The following is a 25964-nucleotide window of genomic DNA, read 5'->3' as shown; positions in this document are numbered from 1 at the left end:
GGAACGTCACCGTGGGGATGCGTGTAAAGGTTTTCGCAGCTAGCGTGCGAGACACCGCAGCGCGCCGATGGAGTCGCGCCGCGACCTCGGAGGAGCAGCCATGCCAGGTCCACGTCGACTGTATGCCGTGCTGCTGGGAGCAGCCCTCGCGATCGGTTCGGGGGTGGTGTCGGGGTCACCCGCGGTGGCGGTGCCAGCGACCGAGACCGTCACCCTCGTCGGGGACCTGCAGACCGAGCTGGGCTGCGCCGAGGACTGGTCGCCCCCGTGCGACAGCTCGAAGCTCACCCGGGTCGGCACCACCGCCACCTATGCCAGCACCTTCACCGTGCCCGCCGGGACGTGGGCCTTCAAGGTCGCCATCAACAACTCGTGGACCGTGAACTACGGGGTGGACGGCAAGCCGGACGGAGCGAACTTCTCGCTCAAGCTGCTGAGCCCGATGCGGGTGGCGTTCAGCTACGACGACACGAGCCACCTGGTCTCCTTCGCACCTGCGGACCTGGCCGGGGGAACGACGGCCGCCGACGCGGCATACGCGAAGAGCTCGCTGCGCTCGTCGCTGACCCGTGAGCGCTTCTACTTCGTCATGGCCGACCGGTTCGCCAACGCGTCCACGGCCAACGACGCCGGCGGGTTGACGGGCGGACCCCTGACGACGGGTCTGGACCCGACCGCCAAGGGCTTCTACCACGGTGGCGACCTCAAGGGCGTCGAGAGCAAGCTCGACTACATCAAAGGCCTTGGCACCACTGCGATCTGGCTGACGCCGAGCTTCAAGAACAAGGCGGTGCAGGGTGGCCCGGGGCAGGAGAGCGCCGGGTACCACGGCTACTGGGTCACCGACTTCACGCAGATCGACCCGCACCTCGGCACCAACGCCGACATGACGTCGCTGATCGCCGCGGCCCACGCCAAGGGCATGAAGGTCTTCTTCGACATCATCACGAACCACACGGCCGACGTCATCGACTACGAGGGTGCCAAGTACACCTACCGGTCCAAGGGCAGGTTCCCCTACAAGGACGCCTCTGGCGCGACCTTCGACGACCGTGCCTACATCGACAAGGCGTTCCCGGAGATGAACCCGGCGACGTCTTTCCCGTACGTGCCCTTCTTCCACCCGGGTGGCGACACCGCCAAGGTCCCGTCGTGGCTCAACAACCCCTTGATGTACCACAACCGCGGTGACTCGACCTTTGCCGGCGAGTCCTCGACCTACGGCGACTTCTCGGGTCTGGACGACCTGTTCACCGAGCGCCCCGAGGTCGTCAAGGGCATGGGGGACATCTACAACAAGTGGGTCGACTTCGGCATCGACGGATTCCGCATCGACACCGTCAAGCACGTGAACCTCGAGTTCTGGCAGAAGTTCATCCCCGACATCCTCGGCCATGCCAAGCAGGCAGGGAAGCAGGACTTCTTCGCCTTCGGCGAGGTCTTCGACGGCAACCCTGCGGTGATGTCGGAGTACACGACGGCTGGCAAGCTCCAAGCCACCCTCGACTTCGGGTTCCAGCAGCAGGGCGTCGACTTCGCCAAGGGTAGGCCCGCCAAGACCTTGGCCGACTTCTTCGCCAAGGACGACTGGTACACCGACGCCGACAGCAACGCCTACCAGCTGCCGACCTTCCTCGGGAACCACGACATGGGCCGCGTCGCGATGTTCCTCAAGGACTCTGCGCCCACCGAGGCCGAGCACCTCAAGCGCGTGCAGTTCGCGGACTCGCTCATGTTCACGACGCGGGGCAACCCCGTCACCTACTACGGCGACGAGCAGGGCTTCGTGAGCACCGGTGGCGACCAGGCGGCGCGCGAGGACATGTTCGCGAGCAAGGTCGCCCTCTACAACAACGAGACAGTTCTCGGCGGCCCTGACGGCTCGATGGACCGGTACGGCACCACCAACCCGATCTACCAGCACCTCGCGGCGCTCTCCCAGGTTCGGGCCAAGCACCCTGCCCTCGCCGACGGTGCCCAGATCGCCAGGTATGCCGCCGACGGCGCCGGCGTTTTCGCGGTGTCCCGTGTCCACGCCGGCCAGAAGGTCGAGTACGTCGTCGCGGCCAACAACGACACCAAGGCCGCCACGGCCACGTTCCCCACGTGGAGCAGGGGCAACGGCGTCGTGTTCACCCCGGTGTTCGGCACCGACACCACGACGAAGCCCAAGGCCGACGGGTCGGTCACCGTCACCGTCCCGCCGCTCACGGTGAGCGTGTGGCGGGCCAACAAGGCCATCGCCACCTCCGGCGCGGCCCCGACCGTCCAGACGGAGGTCGTGGGCGCCGACGGCGGCCACGGCATCTACGGCCGCGCCGAGATCACGGCGAAGGTCCAGGCCAGCACCTTCGCCCAGACGACCTTCCTCTACCGGCCGGTCGGGACGTCGACCTGGGCGACCCTGGGCACCGACGACAACGCGCCGTTCCGCGTGTTCCACGACGTCTCGGGCTTCCCGGTCGACACCTACCTCGAGTACCGCGCCGTCACCAAGGACGCCGCTGGCCGGGTCGCTGCCGACTCCACCTGGGCAGTCGTCGCCAACCCGCCCCAGCCGGTGATCGACAACGGTGACCGGCCCGCCACCCAGCCGACCAGCGTCACGGTGGCCGGCACGCCCAACTCCGAGATGGGTTGCTCGGAGGACTGGATGCCTGCGTGCACCCAGGCCATGCTGGCGTTCGACGGCAACGACGGCATCTGGAAGAAGGCCTTCACCCTCCCGGCAGGGTCCTACTCCTACAAGGCCGCCCTCAACGGCAGCTGGACGGAGAACTACGGCGACAAGGGGATTCGCGATGGTGCGAACATCTCCTACGACACGGACGACGGCACCGTGACCTTCTACTACGACCCGACGACCCACTGGGCGACCTCCGACGAGCAGGGGCTGATCGTCACGGCGCCCGGCACCTTCCAGTCCGAGCTCGGGTGTTCCGGTGACTGGCAGCCCGCCTGCATGCGACCGTGGCTGCAGGACAAGGACGGGGACGGCGTCTTCACCTGGTCGACGACCCAGATCCCTGCCGGCGACTACGAGTTCAAGGTGGCCTACGGGCTGTCGTTCACCGAGAGCTACGGCGACGGCGGTGGCCCGGCCAACATCGCGCTGACCGTCCCTGCTGCCGGCGCGACGACGACCTTCAGCTTCGACTCGGTGTCGCACCTCACGACGGTGACCAGCGAGTGAGGAGCTAGCTGACCAGCGCGATGCGACGGCCTTCGAGGTGCACGCGGAACCCCCCGTTGACCACCTCGACGCTGGTCAGGCGCATGCCCTGGGGCAGGCCCTCGACCCGCTGACGGACGGTCACGAGCTGCCGCACCGCGGCGGAGGCCGCGGTGTTGAGCAGGGACGGGCCGCCGAGGTCCACCGTCTCGGGCTCGATCACGAGCAGGCCGTCCTCGGCGCGCACCGTGCCCGTGGCCACCACCGGCACGTCGCGACCCAGGAGCGTCACGGTCCTGCGCAGGCCCGCGCGGCCCGACCCCGCGGCATACAGCACCACCCCGTCACCCACCTGCGCTCCGGCGGACGCGAACGGGAGGACGGCGTCGATGGTCAGGCTGCCGGCGGTCAGGCCCGCCTCGGTGAGGCTCACCTCGCGTCCGGTGGCGCGCACGTCGGTGAGCGGGCCGTCAGCCGTGAGGACGGCGGCGCTGTCGAGGGCGACCGTCGACAGCCAGGTCTGGCCGCGCGCGATCCGCGAGGGTGCGCCGGGGATCGCCACTGGCGGAGCGCTCGGTGGTGGCTCGTCCTGGGGGACGGACAGCGCGAGGGCGGCGACCCCTGCCCCGAGGAGGAGGACGGCGGCCAGCAGTCCGGTGAGGAGGCCGAGGAGGAACCTGCGCATGCCCCATCCTCTCCCGTGCTGCCGACCATGCCGGCTCACTGGGTGGTCGCGGCGTCCCCGACCTCGAGCTGGTCCACCTCGAGCTCGTCCACGTCGCGCTCCTCCACCTCGCGCTCCTCCACCTCGAGGTCCTCGACCGACTGGCTGCGCCCCCGGCGCCAGGCCGGGAGGAAGCAGACGAAGCCCAGGGTGCTGATGGCCCCGGCGACGACCATGGCGGTCGCGATCGACGTGTGCGCAGCCAACAGACCCAGCAGCGGACCCGCCACAGCGCCACCCGCCTGCATGACCAAGGAGCCCAGGGACAGGATCGTCGCGCGGTTCTTGGCACTCGCCTCGCGGTGCATCAGGCCCATGTAGGCGGGACTGGCAGCCCCGTGCAGCGAGTAGGTCACGAGGTAGGCCGCGATGAGGGCGGCCGGACCGAGGACCAGGCCCATCGCCACGACGCCGAGGCCGTTGAGCACCCGACCGAGCACGGCCGCCTGCACCAGCCCGAAGCGGTCGGCGGCACGCCCGCCCAGCCACGACCCGACCGAGAACAGCGCCCAGCCCCCTGCCGCCGCCGGGCCCATCCAGGCGCCGGCCCTCGCCTCGGAGCCGAGCAGGTCGGACAGCCGCAGGGGCATCAGCGTCTCGTAGGCCATCATCCCGATGACCCAGAAGAGCTCGACGAGCACCAGCCCTGCCAGCACCCGGTTGCGGGTCACCAGGCGGAGCCCGTCGCGCACCACCACCGGGGTCTCGCGGACGGAGTCGGTCAGCCTGGCGCGCAGCCGGCTGTCAGTGCGCGGGGTCTCACGCAGCAGCACGATGGTCGCGATCAGGTGCACGACGCACAACGCCACGAACACCTGGATCGGCAGCAGGAGGGCGCTCGAGTCGCGGAACGGGTGCCAGGCCACGAGGCCACCGGACACCAGGGCGCCACCACCCATGCCGAGGCCGACCAGCACGCCCTGCGCCGACATGGCGCGGTGGACGTCGGCGCCCGGCTCCCGCTCGTGCACCGTGTCGACGTACCAGGCCTCGAGGGGGCCGGAGTCGAGCGCCCGATAGACCCCCATCAGACCGGCGGACAGGGCGAACTGCCAGAACGACTGCGCGAAGAGGAATGCCAGTCCGGCGCCGATGTTGACCACGCCGGCGACGAGCAGCAGCGGACGCCGGCCGAGCGCGTCGGCGAAGCCGCTGGTCGGCAGCTCGAGCAGGAAGACCATGATCCCCTGCGCGGTCATGTAGAGCGTGATCTGCTGGATGGTCAGGCCGCGCTCGCGGGCCACGAGGGTGAAGAGGCCGACGACGAAGCCGACCGGGAGCCACCGGGTCATGCTGAGGATGAGGAAGACCCGCTTGGCAGCAGTGGGGGAGAGGGTGGTCATGACACGTCCTTGCCGGTTGGGGCTCGGTCGAGGTCGAGTGGGTATGCCGCGTAGTAGACGGCCAGGCGGCGCGCCTTAGGGTTGCCCTGCCCGACCCGTCGGTACCTCAGGAGGAGCTCGTCGAGCTCGGCCTTGAGCTGCTCGACCTGCTCGGGGGTGGCGACCACGAAGTTGTCGCTCATGCCGGCGGCGTCGCGCCACTCCACCGGCCAGGTCTCCTGCACGTCGAGCCACTGCTCGAACTTCTCGGAGAAGTGGCGGGCGTAGTCGCGGACCAGCCAGTTGAGCGCCGTCTCGGAGTCCTCGTCGCCGGCGAAGTCGCTGGCCTCCCACGTGTGGAAGTCGGTGGCCGCCTGCCAGAGCCGGCGCTTGCCCTCACCCTCACCGTTGTCCGAGACCAGGCCCACCGACTCGAGCTTGCGCAGGTGGTAGGAGGTCGCCCCGGAGTTGGTCGAGAGCCTGGCGGCCAGGGCGGTGGCGGTCGCCGGGCCGTCGACCCGCAGCGCGCTGAGCAGCCGCGAGCGCAGCGGGTGGGCCAGGACCTTGAGGGCGGCGGCGTCGAGGCGCAGCCCGGTCAGGTCGCCGATCTGTGTGGTCGAAGGAGCCATGCGTGCACAATACCTTTGCACAGTTCGTTTGCACAAGTATTGTGCATGAGAAATGTGCACGGGCATCGCCGCAGGTCAGAGGCCATTTGCGGGGCTGTCAGAGGCGATTTGGGGGCACGTCCCTCTTGCCCGTAACATTGACCACTGTTGTGCCGTGCGCCCTCGACAGGCGCTCACCCAGCGGTCCGGTCACGGAACGCGCGCCTCGGGCGCACACGGCATACGAGTCCATCGTCATCACTTCACCAGCAGTAAAGGGCCATTACCTTGCGCACCTTCACCCCCAAGCCGGCCGAGGTCACTCGCACCTGGCACGTCATCGACGCCACGGACATCGTCCTGGGTCGCCTGGCGAGCCAGACCGCGATCCTCCTGCGCGGCAAGCACAAGACCACGTTCGCCCCGCACGTTGACGGTGGCGACTTCGTCATCATCATCAACGCCGAGAAGGTCGCCCTCACCGGCGCCAAGCTCGAGCAGAAGAAGGCCTACCGCCACTCCGGTTTCCCGGGCGGCCTCAAGAGCACCTCCTACACCGAGCTGCTCGCCAAGAGCCCGGCCAAGGCCGTGGAGAAGGCCGTCCGCGGCATGCTCCCGCACACCACGCTCGGTCGTGAGCAGCTGACCCACCTCAAGGTCTACGCCGGCTCCGAGCACCCGCACAGCGCCCAGAAGCCCGTCCCGTTCGAGATCACCCAGGTCTCCCAGTAAGGATTTCTTGTGACTGACATCAACACTGAGACCCCTGTCGAGGGTGACGAGGTCGAGCTGACCGAGTACACCTCCGAGTCCGAGGGCCCCGTCTCCTCCGACGAGCCCACGCGTCGCGCCAGCGCCACCGTGCCCGGCGCCGCGACCGGTCGACGCAAGCAGGCCATCGCCCGCGTGCGCATCGTCCCCGGCAACGGCGAGTGGAAGATCAACGGGCGCACGCTCGAGCAGTACTTCCCGAACAAGGTCCACCAGCAGATCGTCAACGAGCCGTTCACGCTGCTCGAGCTCGACGGTGCCTACGACGTGCTCGTGCGCGTCCACGGTGGTGGCCCCTCCGGCCAGGCCGGCGCGGTCCGCCTCGGCGTGGCGCGCTCGCTCAACGGGATCGACGAGGAGCTGAACCGTCCGGCGCTCAAGAAGGCCGGCTTCCTCACCCGTGACGCCCGCGTCCCGGAGCGCAAGAAGGCTGGTCTCAAGAAGGCCCGCAAGGCGCCCCAGTACTCCAAGCGCTGATCCTGGCTCCTGCCAGCAGCACCGCCCCAGGCGGCACCCGACTACTCGGGTGCCGCCTGCGGCGTTGTCAGGAGTAGGTTCGCAGCAGTTGCGTCCGTGCGCCCGGCCGAGCCGACGAGGTATGCCGGGTGCGCACCCTGATCGTCGGAAAGGCTCCCCTTCATGCCCACAACGGCACGACTCTTCGGTACCGATGGTGTTCGCGGCCTCGCGAACGTCGACATCACGGCCGAGCTGGCGCTGCGCCTGAGCGTGGCCGCGGCACACGTCCTCGGTGACGATGCCCGCCGCGCCGGTCGGCGCCCCAAGGCCGTCGTCGGCCGGGACCCCCGCGCCTCGGGCGAGTTCCTCTCTGCCGCCGTGATCGCTGGCCTGGCCTCGGCCGGGGTCGACGTCTACCACGCGAACGTGCTGCCGACGCCCGCCATCGCGTTCCTCACCGCGGACACCCATGCCGACTTCGGCGTGATGCTGTCGGCGTCGCACAACGCCATGCCCGACAACGGCATCAAGTTCTTCGCCGCGGGTGGTCACAAGCTCGACGACCAGATCGAGGACGAGATCGCCGCGCGACTCGACCAGGACTGGGAGCGGCCGACCGGTGCTGACGTCGGCCGCGTCGTCACGATGCCCGACGGTCACACCCGCTACATCTCCCACCTGCTCACCGTCCTGCCCAACCGGCTCGACGGCATCAAGGTCGTCATCGACGGCGCCCACGGGGCGGCCAGCTCGGTCTCACCCGAGGTGTTCCGGCTGGCTGGGGCCGAGGTCTTCGAGATCGGCACCGAGCCCGACGGCCTCAACATCAACGACGGCTACGGCTCCACCCACCTCGACCACCTCAAGGCCGCCGTCCTCTCCCGGGGTGCCGCCCTCGGCATCGCCCACGACGGCGACGCCGACCGCTGCCTGGCCGTCGACGCCAACGGCACCGAGGTCGACGGGGACCAGATCATGGCCATCCTCGCGGTGTCGCTCAAGTCCCGCGGAGCCCTGGCCCAGGACACCCTCGTCGCCACCGTGATGAGCAACCTCGGGCTGCTGCAGGCGATGGAGCGCGAGGGCGTCGCCGTGCGCCAGACGGCGGTGGGCGACCGCTACGTCCTGGAGGACATGCGGGCGTCGTCGTTCTCCCTCGGTGGTGAGCAGAGCGGGCACGTCATCTTCCTCGACCACGGCACCACCGGTGACGGCGTGCTCACCGGCCTGATGCTGGCCGCCAGGGTCGCCGAAACCGGTCAGCCCCTCTCCGAGCTGGCCACCGTGATGCGCCGCCTGCCGCAGGTGCTGATCAACGTCAAGGGCGTCGACAAGTCGCGCGTCGAGTCCGACGAGGAGCTCCAGCAGGCCGTCAAGGCCGAGGAGGTGGCGCTCGCCGGCACCGGTCGGGTGCTCCTGCGCAAGTCGGGCACCGAACCGGTGGTACGCGTCATGGTCGAGGCCGCGGAGCACGAGGAAGCCCAGGCCGTTGCCGACCGCCTTGTCGAGGTCGTCAAGGCACGCCTGTCCCTCTGACCCCAGCCAGGTCCAAGGCGAGGTATGCCGGGTGGTCACCCCCCGGCATACCTCCCCTTTATCGGGTTTAGGGACTTTGTTGCGCTTCACCCGAGAACGCTTGTCGGGTGAAGCGCAACCTTCCTGCTAAACCCGATAAAGGGGCGGTGGGGTGGGGGCGCGCGAAAAGCGTTGGTGGCTAGGCGGATTCGTCGAGGAGGTCGACGATGTGCCGGGCGATCTCGAAGGAGCTGGTCGCGGCCGGTGACGGAGCGTTGAGGACGTGCACCACCGACCCGGACCGCTCGATGAGGAAGTCGTCGACCAGCGAGCCGTCGCGTTTCATGGCCTGGGCGCGCACCCCTGCCGGGGCCGGCAGCAGGTGTTCGTCGCGCACGTCGGGAACGAGGCGGCGCAGGCTCTCGGCGAACCGGTGGCGCGACAGCGACCGGGCGATCTCCGCCGACCCAGCCCGGTAGTTGCGCGCTGCGAGCCGCCAGAAGCCGGGGTAGGTCAAGGTGTCCCGCAGCTCGCGGAGCTTGACCGTGCGCCAGTCATATCCCTCGCGTGCGAAGGCGAGCACGGCGTTCGGCCCCGCATGGATGTGGCCCCCGATGCCGCGGGTGAGGTGCACGCCGAGGAACGGGAAGTCCGGGTCGGGCACCGGGTAGATGAGGTTGCGGACCAGAGGGGTGGCCTCGGGCGTCAGCTCGTAGTACTCGCCGCGGAACGGCACGATGCGGGCCGAGGGCTGGTGGCCCAGTCTCCGCGCGACCTCGTCGCAGTGCAGGCCGGCGCACGCGACCACGAGGTCTGCAGCGACGTCGCCCACCGTGGTGCGCACGATGGTCGTCACCCCGGAGCGGACGGCGCCGAGCACCTCGGCGCCCAGCATCAGGGTGGCGCCCGCCCGCTGGAGGCGTCGCACGAGCGCCGCGCACACGGCGCCGTAGTCGATGATCCCCGTCGCCGGCACGTGCAGGGCCGCGACGGCGTTGACATGCGGCTCGTGCTCCTTCGCCCGCTCTCCGGTGAGCCGGGTGACGACGAGACCGTTGGCGAGCCCGCGCTCGTGCAGGCGCGCCAGCCCTGGCAGCTCGTCCTCGCGGGTGGCGACGACGAGCTTTCCGCAGATCTCGTGGGCGATGCCCTCCTCCTCGGCAAAGGCCACCATGGAGGCCGCGCCGGCACGGCACATCAGGGCCTTCTTCGACCCCGGTGCGTAGTAGAGGCCCGAGTGGATCACCCCGCTGTTGCGCCCGGTCTGGTGGGCGGCCCAACGGTGCTCCTTCTCGACCAGCGTGACGTGCGCGTCAGGGTGCTCTCGGCACAGCCGCTCGGCGACGGTCAGCCCGATGATCCCGCCGCCGATCACGAGGTAGCGCAGCGGCGTCGGCATGCGTCCAGCGTAGAACCCGGTGGGATGGACCCGCGGCGGAACGATCAGGATCGTCGGCGCCGGAATGCCCGTCGTCCGGCGGCGGTTGTCAGGACCGGTTGGTGAGCCGAGGATGTCACCACCCGTCACCCCACCGAAGGCGAGCGCCATGCCCCACGAGTCCCTGACCGAACCGCTGTACTCCATCGCCGCCACCGCGCAGGGCGGCCGGGCCGGCCACGTCACGAGCGCGGATGGCGTCGTCCACCTCAAACTGGGCAAGCCCGGCAGCAAGGCGAACCCCAAGGCCAACCCCGAGACGCTCTTCGCCGCTGGCTTCGCCGCCTGCTTCGGCAACGCCCTCAACTCGGTGGCCACCGCGATGGGTCTGGACACCTCGGACTCGACCGTCACCGCGACCGTGACGCTCGGGAAGACCGACACGGGCGTCGGTCTTGCCGTGGCGCTCGTCGCGGAGGTGCCCGGCCTCGACCGCGGCACCGCGCAGCAGCTGGTCGACGCCGCGCACGAGCGCTGCCCCTACTCCAAGGCCACCCGCGGCAACATCGACGTCACCGTCGCCCTCGCCTGACCGTCCCTCGGGAGCGTGCGACCCGGGCGCCGAGATCCCAGCTCTCGGCGTTCCCGGGGTGCCGCAAGCCCGAGAGCTGGGATCTCGAGGGGCCCCGCCCTGCCGGGTATGCCGCGGGCGTCAGACCAGCCGCGACAGCAGGCCGGTGTCGACGTCGTACATGAAGCCGCCCACGGCGACCTGATCGCCGATGAGGGGGTGCGACCGGACGGCGCGCACGTCGGCGAGCAGCGCTTCGCGCTGGTCGTCGATGACGTGGAACCCCTGCCACGAGGCGTCCTGACCGGCCGAGGCGCCGACGCGTTCGCGCAGCTCGGCCTCGGTGTTGCTGGCCATCGCGCACCTGGTGTGGGGGACGATGAGGATGCGCTCGACCCCGAGCAGGTGCACGCCGAGGACCAGCGCCTCGAGGGCGTTCGCCGTGATGCGGCCGCCGGGGTTGCGGAAGATCTTGGCGTCACCCGGGGACAGGCCGAGCATGCGCAGCGGGTCGATGCGTGAGTCCATGCAGGTGACCACGGCGACGCCGCGGTGCGCGATGCCGTCGAAGCCGCCGAGGGTGAAGCGGGCGGCGAACGCCTCGTTCGCGGCGAGGAGGTCGTCGAAACCCCTGGGGGCAGAGGTCCCGTGGTCCACAGCAGAAGGGTTGCTCACGGCAGCATTCTCGCTCACGTCAGGTGTGTCGCTCACAGGAGTCCCGGTCGCTTGGGGATGGACGTGGCCATCGGCTTGATGGTGGAGGCGAAGAAGTCGTTGCCCTTGTCGTCGACGACGATGAAGGCGGGGAAGTCCACGACCTCGATCTTCCAGACGGCCTCCATGCCGAGCTCGGGGTACTCCAGCACCTCGACCGACGTGATGCAGTCCTGGGCGAGCCGGGCGGCTGGACCGCCGATCGAACCGAGGTAGAAGCCCCCGTGCGTGTCGCACGCGTCGGTGACCTGCTTGGAGCGGTTGCCCTTGGCCAGCATCACCATCGAGCCGCCGGCCGCCTGGAACTGGTCGACGTAGGAGTCCATCCGACCGGCGGTCGTCGGCCCGAACGAGCCGCTCGCATAGCCCTCCGGTGTCTTGGCCGGGCCGGCGTAGTAGACGGCGTGGTCCTTGAGGTACTGAGGCATGCCGTCGCCGGCGTCGAGCCGCTCCTTGATCTTCGCGTGCGCGATGTCGCGGGCGACGACCAGGGGACCGGAGAGCGAAAGTCGTGTCTTGACAGGGTATTTCGTGAGTTCCGCGCGGATCTCGTCCATCGGTCGGTTGAGGTCGATCCGCACGACGTCGTCGCCCTCGTCGTCGAGGTGCTCGTCGGTCGTCTCGGGCAGGAACCGCGCGGGGTCTCGCTCCAGGACTTCGATGAAGACGCCCTCGGGGGTGATCTTGCCGAGTGCCTGCCGGTCTGCCGAGCAGGAGACGGCGATGGCGATGGGGAGTGAGGCGCCGTGGCGGGGGAGCCGGATGACCCGGACGTCGTGGCAGAAGTACTTGCCGCCGAACTGCGCGCCGATGCCGAAGTTGCGAGTCAGCTCGAGGACCTGCTCCTCGAGCTCGGTGTCGCGGAACCCGTGCGCCGAGCTCGACCCCACCCTGGGCAGTTCGTCGAGGTACTTGGCCGACGCGTACTTGGCTGTCTTGAGGGCGAACTCGGCACTGGTGCCGCCGATGACGATGGCCAGGTGGTAGGGCGGGCACGCCGAGGTGCCGAGGCTGCGCAGCTTCTCGTCGAGGAAGGCCAGCATGCGCTCGGGGTTCAGGACCGCCTTGGTCTCCTGGTAGAGGAACGACTTGTTGGCGCTGCCGCCGCCCTTGGCCATGAACAGGAACTTGTATGCCGTCTCGTGCCCCTCGGCGGTGTCGGCGTAGAGCTCGATCTGGGCCGGGAGGTTGGTGCCGGTGTTCTTCTCCTCCCACGTCGTGATGGGAGCCATCTGGGAGTAGCGCAGGTTGAGCCGGGTGTAGGCGTCGTAGACACCTCCGGCGATCGCGCGCTCGTCGGTCCCCGAGGTGAGGACGTGCTGGCCGCGCTTGCCCATGACGATCGCGGTGCCGGTGTCCTGGCACATCGGCAGGACACCGCCGGCGGCGATGTTGGCGTTCTTGAGCAGGTCCAGCGCCACGAACTTGTCGTTGTTGCTCGCGTCGGGGTCGTCGATGATGCGACGCAGCTGGGCCAGGTGCGCGGGGCGCAGGTAGTGCGCGATGTCGTGCATGGCCGTCTCGGTGAGCGTCCGCAACGCCTCGGGCTCGACCTGGAGAAAGGTGCGTCCCCCGGGGCCCTCGACCGTGGAGACACCCTCGGTGGTGACCAGGCGGTACTCGGTCTCGTCCGGGCCGATCGGCAACAGGTCCACGTAGTCGAAGTCGTTCTCGGGCATGGTTCGGGATGTTCTCCTTGGTCTACAGCTCGTCGAGGGCGGGGGCGTAGGCCCCGGCCTTCCCGACCGTGACGCCGCTGGTGGCTATGCCGCGGGCGACGGCCGGTCGGACGTCCTCCAGTGTCGCGCTGCGGAGTCGCTCGCGTGCACCCGGGTCCCCGAGCAGGCCGGAGGCGAGCAGACCCGACAGGAGTCCGGCCATGAACGAGTCACCGGCGCCCACGGTGTCGACGACCGTGCGGGCGGCGGTCGGCGCCCGGCCCTCGCCCGGCCCGCTGGCGACGCGGTAGGCCACGCCGTCGGCGCCGAGGGTGACGACCACGACACTCGGACCCTGACCCAGCCAGCGCGTCATCACCGCCTCCGCGCTCTCGTCGGGGTAGAGGTAGGCCAGGTCGTCCCCCGAGGCCTTGACCACGTCGCTGAGCCCGACGAGCTCTTCGACCCGTGTCCTCACCGGCTCGAGCTCGCCCATGATCCCGGGGCGGATGTTGGGGTCGTAGGACACCGTGCCGTGCTCGCGGCCCGCGACCAGGGCATCGGTGACGCTCTGCGCCCCGGGCTGCAGGATGGTGCCCAGCGACCCGGTGTGGACGTGGCCGGTGCCGTCCGGGATGGGGATGGTCGGCAGGTCCCAGTGCAGGTCGAACGTGTAGGTGGCGGTGGCGTGCTCGTCGAGCGTGGCCAGAGCAGTCGAGGTCGGCAGGTCGCCGAAGCTCTCGGGCAGCACCGTCACCCCGTGCGAGCGCAGGTGGGACGCGATCCGCTCACCCCGGTCGTCCCGCCCGACCCGGCACGCGAAGTCCACGTCGTGCCCGAGCATGGCGAGCCCGATGGCGACGTTGGCCGGGCTGCCGCCGACGTGCTCAGCCGTGGTCCCCGCGCTGTCGAGGACGATGTCGACGAGCGCCTCTCCGATGACGAGGTTCCTGACGTTCACGGAGCTGCCTTCTTTCAGGATGTGGCTCGGGTGGGATGTGGCTGGGTGGGTGACGTGCGGTGCCGGGGGTGCGCTCAGCCGGCGTGGTCGAAGTCGATGGACGAGTAGGCCCGCAGCTTGGCGAGCTGGTGGTGGCTCTCGATGAGGCGGATGGTGCCGGACTTGGAGCGCATCACCAGGGAGTGGGTCGTCGCCCCGCCTGCGCGGTAGCGAACCCCCTTGAGCAGCTCGCCGTCAGTGATGCCGGTGGCCACGAAGAAGCAGTTCTCGCCGGTGACCAGGTCGTCGGTCGACAGCACCCGGTCGAGGTCGTGCCCAGCGTCGATGGCGCGCTGACGCTCGTCATCGTCCTGGGGCCACAGCCGGCCCTGGATGACGCCGCCGAGGCACTTGATCGCGCAGGCCGTGATGATCCCCTCCGGCGTCCCGCCGATGCCGAGGAGCAGGTCGATGCCGGTGTCGTCGCGCGCCGCCATGATCGCGCCGGCGACGTCGCCGTCGGAGATGAACCGCAGCCTGGCCCCGGCGTCGCGGACCTCCGCGGCGAGCTGGTGGTGACGTGGCCGGTCGAGCATGACGACCGTGACGTCCTCGACGGTCTCCTTCTTGGCCTTGGCGATCCGCTTGATGTTCTCGGCGACGGGGAGTCGGATGTCGACGACGTCGGCGGCCTCCGGGCCGGTGACGAGCTTGTCCATGTAGAAGACGGCGCTGGGGTCGTACATCGACCCGCGGTCCGACACGGCGAGCACCGAGACAGCGTTCGACTGGCCCTTGGCCGTGAGCGTCGTGCCGTCGATGGGGTCGACGGCGACGTCGCACTCGGGCCCGATGCCGTCACCGACCTCTTCGCCGTTGTAGAGCATCGGGGCGTCGTCCTTCTCGCCCTCGCCGATGACCACGACGCCCTTCATCGACACCGTGCTGATCAGCGCGCGCATCGCCTCGACGGCCGCACCGTCGGCGCCGTTCTTGTCGCCCCGGCCGACCCAGCGGCCGCCGGCCATGGCGGCTGCCTCGGTCACCCTCACCAGCTCGAGGGCGAGGTTGCGGTCAGGTGCCTCGACACCGACGCGCAGGGACGAGGGGAGGTGCTGCTCGGACATGCATCGATCCTTCACACGGCGACGGGTGAGCGCCCGAAGCCTATCGGTGGCGGGGGTGGTTGGCGCCCAGCGGTGCGCGTCAGGGACGATGGGGGTGTGAGCGACCCCGCACCCCGCAGTTCCTACGCCAACGGCTCCGCGGCCAACATGATCCGGTCCCTGCTGGTCATCGGCGTGATCGTGGCGGCGCTCATCGCCATCGTGCCGCGGGTCAACAGCGTGTCGCAGCCGCCGGTCGACGTCGCCGGGGCCTCCGTCGAGGTCGCCCGAGACAGTGGCTGGCCGATCGACCGGCCTGAGGCCCTGCCTGAGGGCTGGAAGGCCACCAGCGTGCGCTACGTGCGCTCCACGGGGGGTCTGATGACCTGGCACGCGGGCTACCAGTCGCCGACCGGCAACTACATCGCGATCGAACAGACCAAGGACGCCACGGCCGCGTGGGTCTCGGCCCAGACCAACCGCGCCACGAAGACCGGTGAGGTGCAGGCCGCCGGGAAGACCTGGGGCACCTACGTGCGCAACGGCAAGCTGCAGAACAGCCTCGTCCACCGCGCCGAGAGCCCGGCCGAGCTCACCACGATCGTGACCGGCACGGGCACCTTCGAGGAGCTCACGGCCTTCGCCGAGACGCTCCGACCCGTCCCGAGCAGCTAGGCCTCGTCCTGGCTGAGGGCGGCTTCCGCCCCGTCGAGCCAGGTGCTGCAGTGCGCGGCCAGGGCTTCGCCGCGCTGCCACAGCCGCATGCTTTCCTCGAGTCCCAGCTGTCCGCCCTCGAGCTGCGCCACGACGCTGATGAGCTCGTCGCGGGCCTGCTCGTAGCTCAGGTCAGCCACGTCGTCGTTCGCGTCGGTCTCGACGGCGTCGGTCGTCGCCTTGTCTGCTCCCTTGGCCATGGTCCAGCAGCCTAACCGGCCGGGCCGGGCAGCCCGACGACGCTCGCCGCGAAGTCTCCCCGCGCCACCCGCACGCGCAGCACCTCGTCCACGGCAACCTCGCCCTGGTCCATGACGACCCGGCCGTCGCGGTGCTGCACCACGGCATACCCCCGCTCGAGGGTGGACAACGGCGACAGGGTCCGCACCTGGGCGTGCAGGTGGTGGATTTGGTCGGCGGCTCGGTGCACGGAGGCGAGCACGCGCCGGTGGGCGCGGTCGGTGAGCGCCTCGAGCTCTTGGCGGCGGGCGTCGATCATCGCGGCCGGCCGGGCCATCACGGGCCGGGACCGCAGGGCAGTCAGGTGGCGTCGCTCACTGGCGATCCGCGCGTGCAGCGCGCGTCGGCCGCGTTCGCGGGAGTGGCGGATGCCGTGGCGTTCTGCCTGTGCGTCGGGCACCACCCGCTTGCCCGCGTCGGTGGGGGTCGAGGCGCGCCAGTCCGCGACGTGGTCGAGCAGGGGGGTGTCGACGTCGTGGCCGATCGCCGAGACGACCGGCGTGCGGGCCGCGGCCACGGCGCGGACCAGGGCCTCGTTGCTGAACGGCAGGAGGTCCTCGACCGACCCGCCGCCGCGCGCGATGACGATCACGTCCACCTCGGGGTCGGCATCCAGGTCCCGCAGGGCCGCCATCACCTCCTGCACGGCCGCGCTGCCCTGGACGGCGACCTCACGGATCGCGAACCGGACCGTCGGCCACCGACGGCGGGCGTTCTCGACGACGTCCTTCTCGGCGGCACCGGCCCGGCCGCACACCAGACCCACGGTGCGCGGGAGGAACGGCAGCGGCTTCTTGCGGTCGGTGTCGAAGAGACCTTCCGACGCGAGGGTGCGCTTGAGGTGCTCGACCCGGGCGAGCAGCTCGCCCACCCCCACGGGACGGATCTGGCGGGCATCCAGCATGAGCGAGCCGCGCTGGGTCCAGAAGACCGGCTTGGCCTGGAGCACCACGCGCTCCCCCTGGGTCAGCGGGGTCGGCATCGCGTCGAGGGCGTTGACCTGGATCGCGACCGACAGCGACATGTCGACGTCCGGGTCGCGCAGGGTGAGGTAGGCGGTGCGCTGACCCGGCCGGCGGGTGAGCTGGACGACCTGCCCCTCGACCCACAGGACCGACATCTTCTCGACGTACTCCGCGATGCGCATGCTCAGCAGTCGCACCGGCCACGGCGACTCGGCGGACGTGTCCGCGGCCTTCTCCGGCAGCGCCGGTCGCTGTTCTGGGCCGCTCACGCGGCTCACTCTAGGACGTGCCCACCGACAATCCTTCCGGTATGCCGCGGGGCGACCACGCGGCATACCCTCGCCGGCGATTGGGGTGCCGTGCGACGGCAACCTACGATGGACCCATGACTGACGCCACGGAACGACCCACCAAGCGCGTGCTGCTCGCCGCCCCGCGGGGGTACTGCGCAGGCGTCGACCGGGCCGTCGTGACCGTCGAGAAGGCCCTCGAGCTGTACGGCCCGCCCGTGTACGTGCGCAAGGAGATCGTGCACAACAAACACGTGGTCACGACGCTGGAGAAGCGCGGCGCGATCTTCGTTGAGGAGACCGACGAGGTGCCCGAGGGCGCCACCGTCATCTTCTCCGCACACGGGGTCGCTCCGGTGGTCCACGAGGAGGCCAAGGCGCTCAAGCTCAAGACCATCGACGCGACCTGTCCGCTGGTGACCAAGGTGCACCGCGAGGCGGTCCGGTTCGCCAGCGACGACTTCGACATCCTGCTCATCGGCCACGAGGGCCACGAGGAGGTCGTCGGCACCTCGGGTGAGGCGCCCGAGCACATCACCCTCGTGGACGGGCCTGACGACGTGGCCAACGTGACCGTGCGCGATCCCGACAAGGTGGTCTGGCTGTCGCAGACCACGCTGTCGGTCGACGAGACGATGGAAACCGTGCGCCGGCTGCGGGAGCGCTTCCCTTCGCTGCAGGACCCGCCGAGCGACGACATCTGCTACGCCACCCAGAACCGCCAGCTCGCCGTCAAGCAGATGGCTCCGGACTGCGACCTGATGATCGTCGTGGGTTCGCGCAACTCCTCGAACTCCGTGCGCCTCGTCGAGGTCGCGCTCGAGCACGGCTCCAAGGCGGGACACCTCGTGGACTATGCCGACGAGATCGACGAGACGTGGCTCGAGGGCGTGGCCACCGTGGGCGTCACGTCCGGGGCCTCGGTCCCCGAGCTGCTCGTCCGCGACGTGCTGACCTACCTCGCGGAGCGTGGCTACGCCGATGTGGCGCCGGTCGTCGCCGCCGAGGAGAGCCTGCTGTTCTCGCTGCCCAACGAGATCCGACGCGACCTCAAGGCCCGCGGCCTCAGCGACAAGATGCGCCACGACGCCGCCTTCGAAGAGGCCGGTTCGCTGCACTGACGGACCCCCGCACACCGGGGCGAACGCGGACACGATGCGCGCCGTAGGCCCGATGGTGTCAACCAGATGTACCCCGCCCGGGTACCGTCTGACCCATGATCGGCCTGACCAGTGCGCGAACGCGGCTGACGCAGCGGCTCGTCGCCCGGGCCACGGGTGGCGGGCCCGTCGACCTCACGAGCCTGGAGGCCGTCCCACGCCGGCTCCTGCGACCGTTGCGACGGTCCGGGTTGGACCCCGTCCACCGGATCGGCTCCTCGGCGCCGGAGCCGGTGCACCGCCTGGCCCACATGTTCGGCATGAACATCTGGCTGGTGTCGGGCCAGGAGGAGGTCAAGGCCGTGCTGGCCGACCAACGGCGGTTCAGCAACGACATCCGCCCCTACGTCGGTGCCGCTGGAGCGAGTGTCGGCGGGCTGGGGTTCACCGACCCGCCAGAGCACACCCGGTTGCGGTCGCTGCTCACCCCCGAGTTCACCATGCGCCGGATCAACCGGCTGACGCCTCGCATCGAGGCGATCGTCGACGCGCAGCTCGACCGGATGGAGGCCAGCGGTCCGGTCGTCGACCTCGTCGAGCAGTTCGCCTTTCCCATCCCGTTCCTCGTCATCTGTGAGCTGCTCGGACTGCCAGCCGAGGATCGTGCGCGGTTCATGACCCTCAGCCACGCGCGATTCGACGTCACGGCCGGTGGCGCGGGTGCCTTTGGTGCCATCTCGCAGAGCCAGCTGTTCCTCCTCGACGCCACCCGGAAGCAGCGGGTCGACCCCGGCGACGGCCTGCTGGGCCGGATCCTCGCCGCCGTGGGCGACGAGGTCGGGGACGAGGAGGTCGCCGGTCTGGCCGACGGGGTCTTCACCGGTGGCTACGAGACGACGGCCAGCATGCTGGCGCTCGGCGCACTGGTCCTGCTGCGCGACCGCAAGCACTTCGAGCTGGTCCGCGACGACGACACCGCGATCGACCGGGTGGTCGAGGAGATGCTGCGTTACCTCAGCGTCGTGCAGATCGCCTTCCCGCGGTTTGCCAAGGAGGACCTCGACCTCTTCGGCAAGCGGATCCACAAGGGGGACGTCGTGATCGCCGCGCTCAGCCGTGCCGACCGGGACCACCGCGTCGGGCCGGACCTCGGCACCTTCGACCCGAACCGGCCACCCTCACCGCACGTGGCGTTCGGGTACGGCTTCCACCGTTGCGTGGGCGCCGAGCTGGCTCGCCTGGAGCTGCGGATCGCCTTCCCCAGACTGGTCCGCCGGTTCCCGGAGCTGGCCCTGGCCGTGAAGCCGGAGACCTTGGCGTTCCGAGACAAGTCGATCGTCTATGCGGTCGACTCCCTGCCGGTCCACCTCGGTGGGGTGTCGAGGTCGTCGAACGCGAGCTGAGGGCGCTCCGCGTCGGCCGTGGCCGCCTCGATGAGCTCCATCGCCGTGAGCACCCGCGGGCCGGCCTCGAGCGCCTGGGGGCTGGGGAGTGGCTGCTCCACGATCCCCGCCTCGTGCATCCGGCGTGCCGAGACCAGGACGCGTGACTCGAGCGCACCGACCATCTGGTTGTAGGCCTCGACGGACCGCTGCAGTGCGGTGCCCATCTTCATCGTGTGGCTGCCCAAGGTGCCCAACCGGTCATAGAGGTCGCGGCCCAACGTCATGACCTCCCGCGCGTGGGCCGTCAGGGCGTCCTGCTGCCAGGTGAAGGCCACGGTGCGAAGCAGGGCGAGCAACGAGCCGGGCCCGACCAGCACGACCCGCCGGGACATGGCGTCCTCGTGCAGCGCAGGGTCGGCGGACAGGGCCGCGGCGAGCATCGCGTCGCTGGGGACGAAGCAGACCACCATCTCGGGCGAGTTCTCGAACGCGGTCCAGTAGTCCTTGGCCGCCAGCGCCGTGACGTGGGACTTGAGGGATGCCGCGTGGGCTCGCAGGAAGGTCGCGCGCTCACTGGCGGAGAGGTCCTCCGCCTGGGCCGAGAGGAACGCGCCCATCGGGGCCTTGGAGTCGATGACGAGGTACTTGTCCCCGGGCAGCCGCACCACCACGTCGGGGCGCACCTGGCGCTGGTGCCGGCTCACGCGGCATACCTGCTCGTCGAAGTCGCACCTGGCGAGCAGGCCCGCGTGCTCGAGGACCCGGCGCAGCTGCACCTCACCCCACGCCCCGCGGACCGTCGAGGAGTTGAGCGAACCAGCGAGCGACTGGGTCTGGCGGCCGAGGGCGGTGGTCGACTCGCGCACGGCGGCAATCGTGGTCTCGAGCGCCGCGAACTGGCTGGTGCGGTCGCGCTCGAGGGTGCCGACCTGCTGCTCGACCCGGACCAGGGCGTCGCGCAGGGGCAGCAGTGCCGCCGCCGTCTGCGCGTCGTCGGAGACGGCCGCCTCGAGGTCGACCACCCGCTCGCGCAGGAGGTCGGACTCGGTGCGCGCTGACGCAAGGGCGGCGGCGCCGGAGGTGCGCGCGACCCACCACCCCGTCGCCGCGCCGACGACCAGGCCGAGGATGAGGATGCCCACGAGTTCCATGCGCCGACCATCCCATCTGGCGCCGACAGCCGTGTCTAGGCTGGCCGGGTGCCCACCCCACAGCTGACAGATGGTGACGACCTCGTCCTGCGAGGCCTCGCCGTCGAGGACGACGGCGACCACGCGTTCGCGGTCGAGTGGGAGGACGAGCAGGTGGGGCGCATCGAGGTGATCGAGGACGGGTCCGGTGACGCCGACCTGATCTGGGCGGTCGTCGCCGAGTACCGCGAGGTCGGCATCGTCGAGCGCGCCCTGCGCCTGGCCGTCTCGTGGGCGTTCGAGACCCTTGACGTGCAGCGCATCGAGGCCCGGGTGGCCGACGCCGACCGGGCGGGGGTGCGGGCTGCGCTGCGGGCCGGGCTCCGCAAGGAGGGTGTCGCGCGCGGCGCCCTGGCAGGGCCGGGTGATCGCCGCGACACGATGGTCCTGGCCCGGCTGCGCACGGACGCCGCACCCGACAGCCGCGACGGTTTCATCGCCCTGCTCAACTCCTCGTTGCCGACCAAGCGCGCCATCGCCCAGGGAGTGCTGCGCGATGCCGAGGGCCGGGTCCTGCTGTGCGAGCTGACCTACAAGGCCGAGTGGGACCTGCCGGGCGGTGTGGTCGACCCGTCGGAGTCGCCCGCCCAGTGCGTGGTGCGCGAGGTCCGGGAGGAGCTCGCCATCGACGTGGAGGTCAAGGGACTGCTCGCGGTCAACTGGTTGCCGCCGTGGCGCGGCTGGACCGACGCGACCGTGTTCGTCTTCGACCTCGGGGTCGCGCCTGACGACCTCATCGCCGCAAGCACCTTGGAACGCCGGGAGATTCGCGCGCTGCACTTCGTGGGCGAGGAGGAGTGGGAGGAGCGCGTCGCGCCCTACAACCAGCGCCTGCTCGCCTTCCTGGCCGTCCATGCCGGCCCCACGGCCTACCTCGAGGACGGGCTCCCAGCCCTGTGAGGTGAGGTCGACCACGTATGCCGCGCGGCGGCCGACGCCCGACCGCCCCGGGGAGCCCCCGGGAGACCGTTTCCGGGCATCGCCGCAGGTCAGAGCGCTGGCCCGATGTGCAATGCCGACCGGCGCCCGATAGCCTCGCAGAGTCATCGGGCCGGGGGAACCGTCGAACACGGAGTGCACCATGACTGACTCGAGCATGCCGCCGCTGACCGCGGACGACCTGGCCGCCGAGGGCGGCACCGCCCTGCCCGACAAGGAGGTCATCAGCCTCCTGGACCTGAACGCGGACCTCGACATCGGCCTCGACGCTGCTGCGCCCATCGACCTGGCAGTCGCGGCCAACGCCAACGTGGCGGCGCCGATCGACGCCGCCGTCGGCGCGAACGTCCTGTCCGTGGGCTCCGAGGCCCAGGCCCTCGCCGACCAGGGCGTCGTCATCGACCAGGGCATCACCGGCGAGGCCATTGCCCACGCTGGCCAGGACTCGACCATCGACCAGGCGGCGGACACCGCGCCGGTCGACGCCCCGGTCGACGCCCCGGTCGACGCGACGACTCCAGTGGACGGCGCGACCGACCCGACGGCCCCGGTCACCAGCAGCGGTGCGCTCGACGGCGACCTGCTCAATGTCGACGTCGACGTCGCCGCCGACCTCGACCTCGCTGCCCCGATCGCCGGAGCCGTGGCCGCGAACGCCAACGTCGCCGCGCCGATCGACGCCGCGGTCGCCGCGAACATCGGCTCGATCGACTCCGACGCCGCGGCACTCGCCCAGCAGGACGCGATCATCGTCCAGCACATCGACGCCGACGCGAACGCGACGACCGACCAGTCGTCGGACATCTCCCAGTAGCCGGCGCGAAGTCTCCTTGACGTGACTCCCTTCGAGGGGCCAGGGGCCCCCGCTTCACCGGCACCTGCCCTCGCAGAGGCGACCGCATCCCCATCGTCCGATGGGGGTGCGGTACCCGTGCGTGCCGACGGGGTGCAGCTGCTCGGAGCGGTGCCCGGGTCGGGCTACCGGGTCGCACCCGCTCTCGTGCGCCGCGGCGACGGCCAGACGATCCAGCTGACCCCGCTGCTCTACGCCGTGCTGGAGCAGGTCGACGGACGTCGGTCCCTGGCAGAGGTGGCCGAGGCGGTGGGGGAGTCCGTCGGGCGACAGGTGTCGGCCGACGACGTCGAGACGTTGTGTGACAGCAAGCTGCGCACCTTGGGCGTGCTCAAGAAGGCCGACGGCTCCGACCCCGAGGTGCGTCGCTCGAACCCGTTGCTCGCCCTGCGGTTCAAGTACGTCGTCTCCGACCCGGAGGCGACCAGGCGCGTCACGGCCCCGTTCGCCCTGCTCTTCGCGCCCGTCATCGTCGTGGTCCTCGTGGTCGCCTTCTTCGCGGTGTGCGGCTGGGTGCTGCTCCACAAGGGACTTGCGTCGGCCACGCACCAGGCGTTCGACCAGCCGGCCCTGCTGCTGGCAGTGTTCGCGCTGACCGTCGTCTCCGCGGGATTCCACGAGTTCGGGCACGCGGCGGCAGCTCGCTACGGCGGGGCCACGCCGGGGGCGATGGGCACCGGTCTGTACCTCGTGTGGCCGGCGTTCTACACCGACGTCACCGACAGCTATCGGCTCGGTCGGGCCGGACGGGTGCGCACCGACCTCGGCGGCCTCTACTTCAACGCGATCGTCGCGGTCGCGATGTTCGGTGTCTGGTGGGCCACCGGGTGGGACGCCATCCTCCTCATCATCGCGACCCAGGTGCTGCAGATGGTGCGCCAGCTGGCTCCACTCGTTCGATTCGACGGCTACCACGTCCTGGCCGACCTCACTGGTGTGCCTGACCTCTACCACCGGATCAAGCCGACCCTCGTCGGCCTGCTTCCCCGGCACTGGAACGACCCGGAGGCCAGGGTGCTCAAGCCCTGGGCCAGGGCGGTGGTCACCCTGTGGGTGGTCGTCGTCGTCCCGCTGCTGCTGTTCTCCCTCGTGATGATGGTGCTGAGCTTCCCCCGGGTGGCGGGCACCGCGTGGGCGTCCGTCGGTCGGCAGTGGGCGCGGCTGGAGACCCAGTTCGGCGACGGGGACGTGCTCGCCGTGCTGGTGCGGGCCCTCTCGATCGTCGCCATCGCCCTGCCGGTGCTCGGCGTTGCCTTCATCGTCACCCGTGTCGTGCGGCAGGTCGTGGCGGGCACGTGGCGAGCCACGGAGGAACGTCCGGTGCGGCGTGCTCTCGCCGCAGTGGTCGCGCTCGCCGTGGTCGCCGGGCTGGCCTGGTCCTGGTGGCCCCAGCCGGGCACCTACCGCCCTGTCCAGGCCTACGAGCGCGGAACGTTGGCCGACGCGGTCTCGAGCACGCTTCGGTCGGGAGTGCCGGCAACCCTGCAGGAAGGTCGCGAGGGCGCCGGGCGAGCGGTCTGGCCGCAGGGTGCCGCCCTGCCGACCGCCGAGGAGCCGGAGCTTGCGGTCGTCATGGTGCCGCGCCCCGGTCAGGCGCAGGCTGGCGGAGGCCCGCTCCCCACCTGGGTCTTCCCGTTCAACCGCCCGTTGCCGCCCGGCGAGGGAGGCAACCAGGCCATCGCCGTGAACACCACGGACGGGTCGAAGCTCTACGACGTGGCCTTCGCTCTCGTCTGGGCGGACGGCGACACCGTGGCCAACACCAACGAGGCCTATGCCCTGGCGTCGTGTGCGGGGTGCCAGACCGTGGCCGTCGCCTTCCAGGTCGTCCTCATCGTCGGCAACGCCCACGTCGTCGTCCCGGAGAACGTCGCCGCGGCCGTCAACTACAGCTGTGTCCAGTGCGTCACCGCGGCGCTCGCGACGCAGCTCGTGGTGACGCTCGCGGGACCGTTGAGCCCCCAGAGCGCCGCCGACCTCGGCGAGCTGTGGAGGGAGATCTCCGCCTTCGGAGCGTCGATCACCGGCGTGCCCCTCAGTGAGCTGCAGGATCGGCTCACGGAGTACGAGCGGCGGATCCTGGCGATCGTGCAGCAGGACCCGGCGTGGGTCGCGCCCGTGGCCGGCAACCCGTCGGGTCCGACCGCGCCCTCGACCGGCACGTCATCCGGCACCTCGCCGGCGGGCGGTGCCCCCGGCACCACCTCGTCGCCCACCGCCGGTCCGAGTGGGCAGTCGTCCGGCACCGCGTCGTCGAGCACGCCCCCCGGACCGGAGGGCTCGACGAGTCCGACGGACGGCACGGCCCCGACCGCCCCCTCGTCCGAACCCTCGCCGACCTCGGCGGCGACCCCTGCGGACGTGGCGGAGGCCACGGCCACCCCCTGACCGGCCGCTGCGCGGCATACCCTCCAATGACGTCAGGTATGCCGCGCAGCGCACGATGGGAGCAGCGAATGGTCAATGGGGCCAGCGAGTTCGACGAGGGTTCAGCAGTTTCGGCGCGCACCGGTGAGCCGGGGGTCTACGACTCCGCGTTAGGCGAGGGGTGGCGGATCGGTGGGGGAGTCAACGGCGGGGTGCTGCTCGCGATCGCCGGGCGGGCGCTGGCCACCGAGCTCGGCACGGCGGACGGGGATCGTCCCGCCCACCCGGACCCGCTGGCGATCAGCGCCTATTACCTGACACCCGGGGTCCCGGGTCCGGCGACCGTGCGCACCTCGATCGTGCGCCGCGGACGCGCGGTGTCGACGGGGCAGGCGTCGCTGCTGCAGGACGACGGCGCAGGCGGCGAGGTCGAGCGGGTCCGCTTCCTCGCGACCTACGGCGACCTGGAGTCCGTGGACGGCGACCTCACGACGTCAGCCCAGCCGCCGGACCTGCCACCGCCCGACCGGTGCGTCTCCGCCGCGCAGGCGCCCCCGGACTTCCTCAAGCACGCGTCACTGCTCGAGCGCCTCGACATGCGGCTCGACCCGGCGACGACCGGCTGGGCGGTCGGGAAGCCGTCGGGCAACGGCGTGATCCGTGGCTGGCTGCGCATGGCCGACGGCCGTGAGCCCGACCCGCTGCTGCTGCTCCTGGCGGTCGACGCGCTGCCGCCCGTCGCGTTCGAGCTCGGGCTGCCGGGCTGGACCCCCACGCTCGAGCTGACCGCCCACGTGCGCGCGCGACCCGCTCCGGGGTGGCTTCGGGTCAGCCTGACGAACCGGACCCTGGCTGGTGGCTTCCTCGAGGAGGATGCCGAGGTCTGGGACAGCGACGGCCGGCTGGTGGCGCTCTCCCGGCAGCTCGCCCGGGCGACGCCCTCGAAGGCCGGCTGACCCGGCATACCCACGCCCTCCAGCGGG

23 protein-coding genes are annotated in these 25964 nt (G+C 70.6%); 12 read left to right on the top strand and 11 right to left on the bottom strand.

Annotated features, from left to right (window positions below; all coding sequences use genetic code 11):
• Window positions 1-100 precede the first annotated feature (100 nt).
• Window positions 101-3193 carry a pullulanase X25 domain-containing protein gene (locus AC1DYG_RS06865; protein WP_477639136.1) on the top strand — a complete coding sequence of 1031 codons (3093 nt, stop codon included), beginning with the start codon at window positions 101-103 and terminating at the stop codon, window positions 3191-3193.
• A 4-nt stretch (window positions 3194-3197) separates the two neighbouring features.
• Here AC1DYG_RS06865 and AC1DYG_RS06860 read toward each other — a convergent pair whose 3' ends face one another.
• From AC1DYG_RS06860 to AC1DYG_RS06850, 3 genes are read right to left on the bottom strand one after another with little or no spacing between them, the layout of a single operon-like run.
• Window positions 3198-3857 (bottom strand): LmeA family phospholipid-binding protein, encoded by a 660-nt coding sequence (locus AC1DYG_RS06860; RefSeq protein WP_477639135.1) that lies wholly within the window; start codon window positions 3855-3857, stop codon window positions 3198-3200.
• A 35-nt stretch (window positions 3858-3892) separates the two neighbouring features.
• Window positions 3893-5239, bottom strand: coding sequence for an MFS transporter (locus AC1DYG_RS06855; RefSeq protein ID WP_477639134.1), 1347 nt, complete (start codon window positions 5237-5239; stop codon window positions 3893-3895).
• Window positions 5236-5847, bottom strand: a complete 612-nt coding sequence (locus AC1DYG_RS06850; RefSeq protein WP_477639133.1) for a winged helix-turn-helix domain-containing protein — start codon at window positions 5845-5847, stop codon at window positions 5236-5238. The genes AC1DYG_RS06855 and AC1DYG_RS06850 overlap by 4 nt, the downstream gene beginning before the upstream one ends.
• Window positions 5848-6114: 267 nt before the next feature.
• On the opposite strand from AC1DYG_RS06850, the gene rplM reads away from it, so the two are divergent.
• From rplM to glmM, 3 genes are all read left to right on the top strand, one after another.
• Window positions 6115-6558, top strand: a complete 444-nt coding sequence (gene rplM / locus AC1DYG_RS06845) for a 50S ribosomal protein L13 (protein ID WP_140743592.1) — start codon at window positions 6115-6117, stop codon at window positions 6556-6558.
• A 9-nt stretch (window positions 6559-6567) separates the two neighbouring features.
• Complete coding sequence (gene rpsI / locus AC1DYG_RS06840) at window positions 6568-7074, top strand: 30S ribosomal protein S9 (protein ID WP_457253813.1); 507 nt, start codon at window positions 6568-6570, stop codon at window positions 7072-7074.
• Between the two features lie 162 nt (window positions 7075-7236).
• Complete coding sequence (glmM, locus tag AC1DYG_RS06835; protein ID WP_477639132.1) at window positions 7237-8592, top strand: phosphoglucosamine mutase; 1356 nt, start codon at window positions 7237-7239, stop codon at window positions 8590-8592.
• 178 nt (window positions 8593-8770) lie between these two features.
• Here the strand turns inward: glmM and lhgO are convergent, their stop codons facing one another.
• The gene (gene lhgO / locus AC1DYG_RS06830) at window positions 8771-9970 is read right to left on the bottom strand and encodes an L-2-hydroxyglutarate oxidase (RefSeq protein WP_477639131.1); all 1200 of its coding nucleotides are present in this window, start codon (window positions 9968-9970) and stop codon (window positions 8771-8773) included.
• Between the two features lie 148 nt (window positions 9971-10118).
• Here lhgO and AC1DYG_RS06825 point away from each other — a divergent pair, with 148 nt between their 5' ends.
• A complete protein-coding gene (locus AC1DYG_RS06825; protein WP_477639130.1) occupies window positions 10119-10541 on the top strand; it encodes an Ohr family peroxiredoxin in 423 nt (140 codons plus the stop codon).
• A gap of 120 nt (window positions 10542-10661) precedes the next feature.
• Here the strand turns inward: AC1DYG_RS06825 and AC1DYG_RS06820 are convergent, their stop codons facing one another.
• The 4 genes from AC1DYG_RS06820 to glpX form a co-directional block, all read right to left on the bottom strand.
• Complete coding sequence (locus tag AC1DYG_RS06820) at window positions 10662-11195, bottom strand: beta-class carbonic anhydrase (protein WP_477639129.1); 534 nt, start codon at window positions 11193-11195, stop codon at window positions 10662-10664.
• A gap of 32 nt (window positions 11196-11227) precedes the next feature.
• Window positions 11228-12913, bottom strand: coding sequence for a fumarate hydratase (locus tag AC1DYG_RS06815; RefSeq protein ID WP_477639128.1), 1686 nt, complete (start codon window positions 12911-12913; stop codon window positions 11228-11230).
• 22 nt (window positions 12914-12935) lie between these two features.
• Complete coding sequence (locus AC1DYG_RS06810) at window positions 12936-13853, bottom strand: PfkB family carbohydrate kinase (protein WP_477639127.1); 918 nt, start codon at window positions 13851-13853, stop codon at window positions 12936-12938.
• Between the two features lie 74 nt (window positions 13854-13927).
• Window positions 13928-14959, bottom strand: a complete 1032-nt coding sequence (glpX, locus tag AC1DYG_RS06805) for a class II fructose-bisphosphatase (protein ID WP_477639126.1) — start codon at window positions 14957-14959, stop codon at window positions 13928-13930.
• 96 nt (window positions 14960-15055) lie between these two features.
• Between glpX and AC1DYG_RS06800 the strand changes: the two genes are divergently transcribed.
• Entirely contained in the window at window positions 15056-15613 is a 558-nt protein-coding gene (locus AC1DYG_RS06800) for a DUF4245 domain-containing protein (protein WP_477639125.1), read from the top strand.
• On the opposite strand, the gene AC1DYG_RS06795 is transcribed toward AC1DYG_RS06800, so the two are convergent.
• Both AC1DYG_RS06795 and xseA read right to left on the bottom strand, forming a co-directional pair.
• On the bottom strand, window positions 15610-15852 hold the full coding sequence (locus tag AC1DYG_RS06795; protein WP_477639124.1) for an exodeoxyribonuclease VII small subunit: 243 nt from the start codon (window positions 15850-15852) through the stop codon (window positions 15610-15612). The two genes, AC1DYG_RS06800 and AC1DYG_RS06795, sit on opposite strands and share 4 nt — an antisense overlap.
• Window positions 15853-15863: 11 nt before the next feature.
• Window positions 15864-17126, bottom strand: a complete 1263-nt coding sequence (gene xseA / locus AC1DYG_RS06790) for an exodeoxyribonuclease VII large subunit (protein WP_477639123.1) — start codon at window positions 17124-17126, stop codon at window positions 15864-15866.
• A 116-nt stretch (window positions 17127-17242) separates the two neighbouring features.
• Between xseA and AC1DYG_RS06785 the strand changes: the two genes are divergently transcribed.
• Window positions 17243-18268, top strand: a complete 1026-nt coding sequence (locus tag AC1DYG_RS06785; RefSeq protein ID WP_477639122.1) for a 4-hydroxy-3-methylbut-2-enyl diphosphate reductase — start codon at window positions 17243-17245, stop codon at window positions 18266-18268.
• Window positions 18269-18363: 95 nt separating this feature from the next.
• Window positions 18364-19650, top strand: a complete 1287-nt coding sequence (locus tag AC1DYG_RS06780) for a cytochrome P450 (RefSeq protein WP_477639121.1) — start codon at window positions 18364-18366, stop codon at window positions 19648-19650.
• Here AC1DYG_RS06780 and AC1DYG_RS06775 read toward each other — a convergent pair.
• The gene (locus AC1DYG_RS06775; RefSeq protein ID WP_477639120.1) at window positions 19587-20783 is read right to left on the bottom strand and encodes a DNA recombination protein RmuC; all 1197 of its coding nucleotides are present in this window, start codon (window positions 20781-20783) and stop codon (window positions 19587-19589) included. The two genes, AC1DYG_RS06780 and AC1DYG_RS06775, sit on opposite strands and share 64 nt — an antisense overlap.
• A gap of 48 nt (window positions 20784-20831) precedes the next feature.
• Between AC1DYG_RS06775 and AC1DYG_RS06770 the strand changes: the two genes are divergently transcribed.
• The 4 genes from AC1DYG_RS06770 to AC1DYG_RS06755 all read left to right on the top strand — a co-directional run bounded on the left by AC1DYG_RS06770 (window position 20832) and on the right by AC1DYG_RS06755 (window position 25937).
• Window positions 20832-21722: an NUDIX hydrolase gene (locus AC1DYG_RS06770; RefSeq protein ID WP_477639119.1), complete on the top strand. Its 891-nt coding sequence runs from the start codon at window positions 20832-20834 to the stop codon at window positions 21720-21722.
• Window positions 21723-21903: 181 nt separating this feature from the next.
• Window positions 21904-22575 (top strand): peptidoglycan-binding protein, encoded by a 672-nt coding sequence (locus AC1DYG_RS06765; RefSeq protein WP_477639118.1) that lies wholly within the window; start codon window positions 21904-21906, stop codon window positions 22573-22575.
• A gap of 117 nt (window positions 22576-22692) precedes the next feature.
• Window positions 22693-25002: a hypothetical protein gene (locus AC1DYG_RS06760; protein WP_477639117.1), complete on the top strand. Its 2310-nt coding sequence runs from the start codon at window positions 22693-22695 to the stop codon at window positions 25000-25002.
• A gap of 68 nt (window positions 25003-25070) precedes the next feature.
• Window positions 25071-25937 (top strand): thioesterase family protein, encoded by an 867-nt coding sequence (locus AC1DYG_RS06755; RefSeq protein ID WP_477639116.1) that lies wholly within the window; start codon window positions 25071-25073, stop codon window positions 25935-25937.
• Window positions 25938-25964: the final 27 nt, after the last annotated feature.

It is taken from the genome of Pedococcus sp. P1_H8 (genome assembly GCF_056405175.1).
Note: the sequence above shows the minus strand (reverse complement) of the source record. Positions and strands in the feature narration are given on the sequence as shown.

What these genes read in the sequence shown, in the direction of transcription:
- AC1DYG_RS06865 (WP_477639136.1), top strand. Translation starts at nt 101, where the DNA reads ATGCCAGGTCCACGTCGACTGTATGCCGTGCTGCTGGGAGCAGCCCTC.
- AC1DYG_RS06755 (WP_477639116.1), top strand. Translation starts at nt 25,071, where the DNA reads ATGGTCAATGGGGCCAGCGAGTTCGACGAGGGTTCAGCAGTTTCGGCG.
- AC1DYG_RS06765 (WP_477639118.1), top strand. Translation starts at nt 21,904, where the DNA reads ATGACTGACTCGAGCATGCCGCCGCTGACCGCGGACGACCTGGCCGCC.
- AC1DYG_RS06850 (WP_477639133.1), bottom strand. Translation starts at nt 5,847, where the DNA reads ATGGCTCCTTCGACCACACAGATCGGCGACCTGACCGGGCTGCGCCTC.
- AC1DYG_RS06815 (WP_477639128.1), bottom strand. Translation starts at nt 12,913, where the DNA reads ATGCCCGAGAACGACTTCGACTACGTGGACCTGTTGCCGATCGGCCCG.
- AC1DYG_RS06860 (WP_477639135.1), bottom strand. Translation starts at nt 3,857, where the DNA reads ATGCGCAGGTTCCTCCTCGGCCTCCTCACCGGACTGCTGGCCGCCGTC.
- glmM (WP_477639132.1), top strand. Translation starts at nt 7,237, where the DNA reads ATGCCCACAACGGCACGACTCTTCGGTACCGATGGTGTTCGCGGCCTC.
- AC1DYG_RS06780 (WP_477639121.1), top strand. Translation starts at nt 18,364, where the DNA reads ATGATCGGCCTGACCAGTGCGCGAACGCGGCTGACGCAGCGGCTCGTC.
- AC1DYG_RS06855 (WP_477639134.1), bottom strand. Translation starts at nt 5,239, where the DNA reads ATGACCACCCTCTCCCCCACTGCTGCCAAGCGGGTCTTCCTCATCCTC.
- AC1DYG_RS06825 (WP_477639130.1), top strand. Translation starts at nt 10,119, where the DNA reads ATGCCCCACGAGTCCCTGACCGAACCGCTGTACTCCATCGCCGCCACC.
- AC1DYG_RS06775 (WP_477639120.1), bottom strand. Translation starts at nt 20,783, where the DNA reads ATGGAACTCGTGGGCATCCTCATCCTCGGCCTGGTCGTCGGCGCGGCG.
- lhgO (WP_477639131.1), bottom strand. Translation starts at nt 9,970, where the DNA reads ATGCCGACGCCGCTGCGCTACCTCGTGATCGGCGGCGGGATCATCGGG.
- AC1DYG_RS06785 (WP_477639122.1), top strand. Translation starts at nt 17,243, where the DNA reads ATGACTGACGCCACGGAACGACCCACCAAGCGCGTGCTGCTCGCCGCC.
- AC1DYG_RS06795 (WP_477639124.1), bottom strand. Translation starts at nt 15,852, where the DNA reads ATGGCCAAGGGAGCAGACAAGGCGACGACCGACGCCGTCGAGACCGAC.
- glpX (WP_477639126.1), bottom strand. Translation starts at nt 14,959, where the DNA reads ATGTCCGAGCAGCACCTCCCCTCGTCCCTGCGCGTCGGTGTCGAGGCA.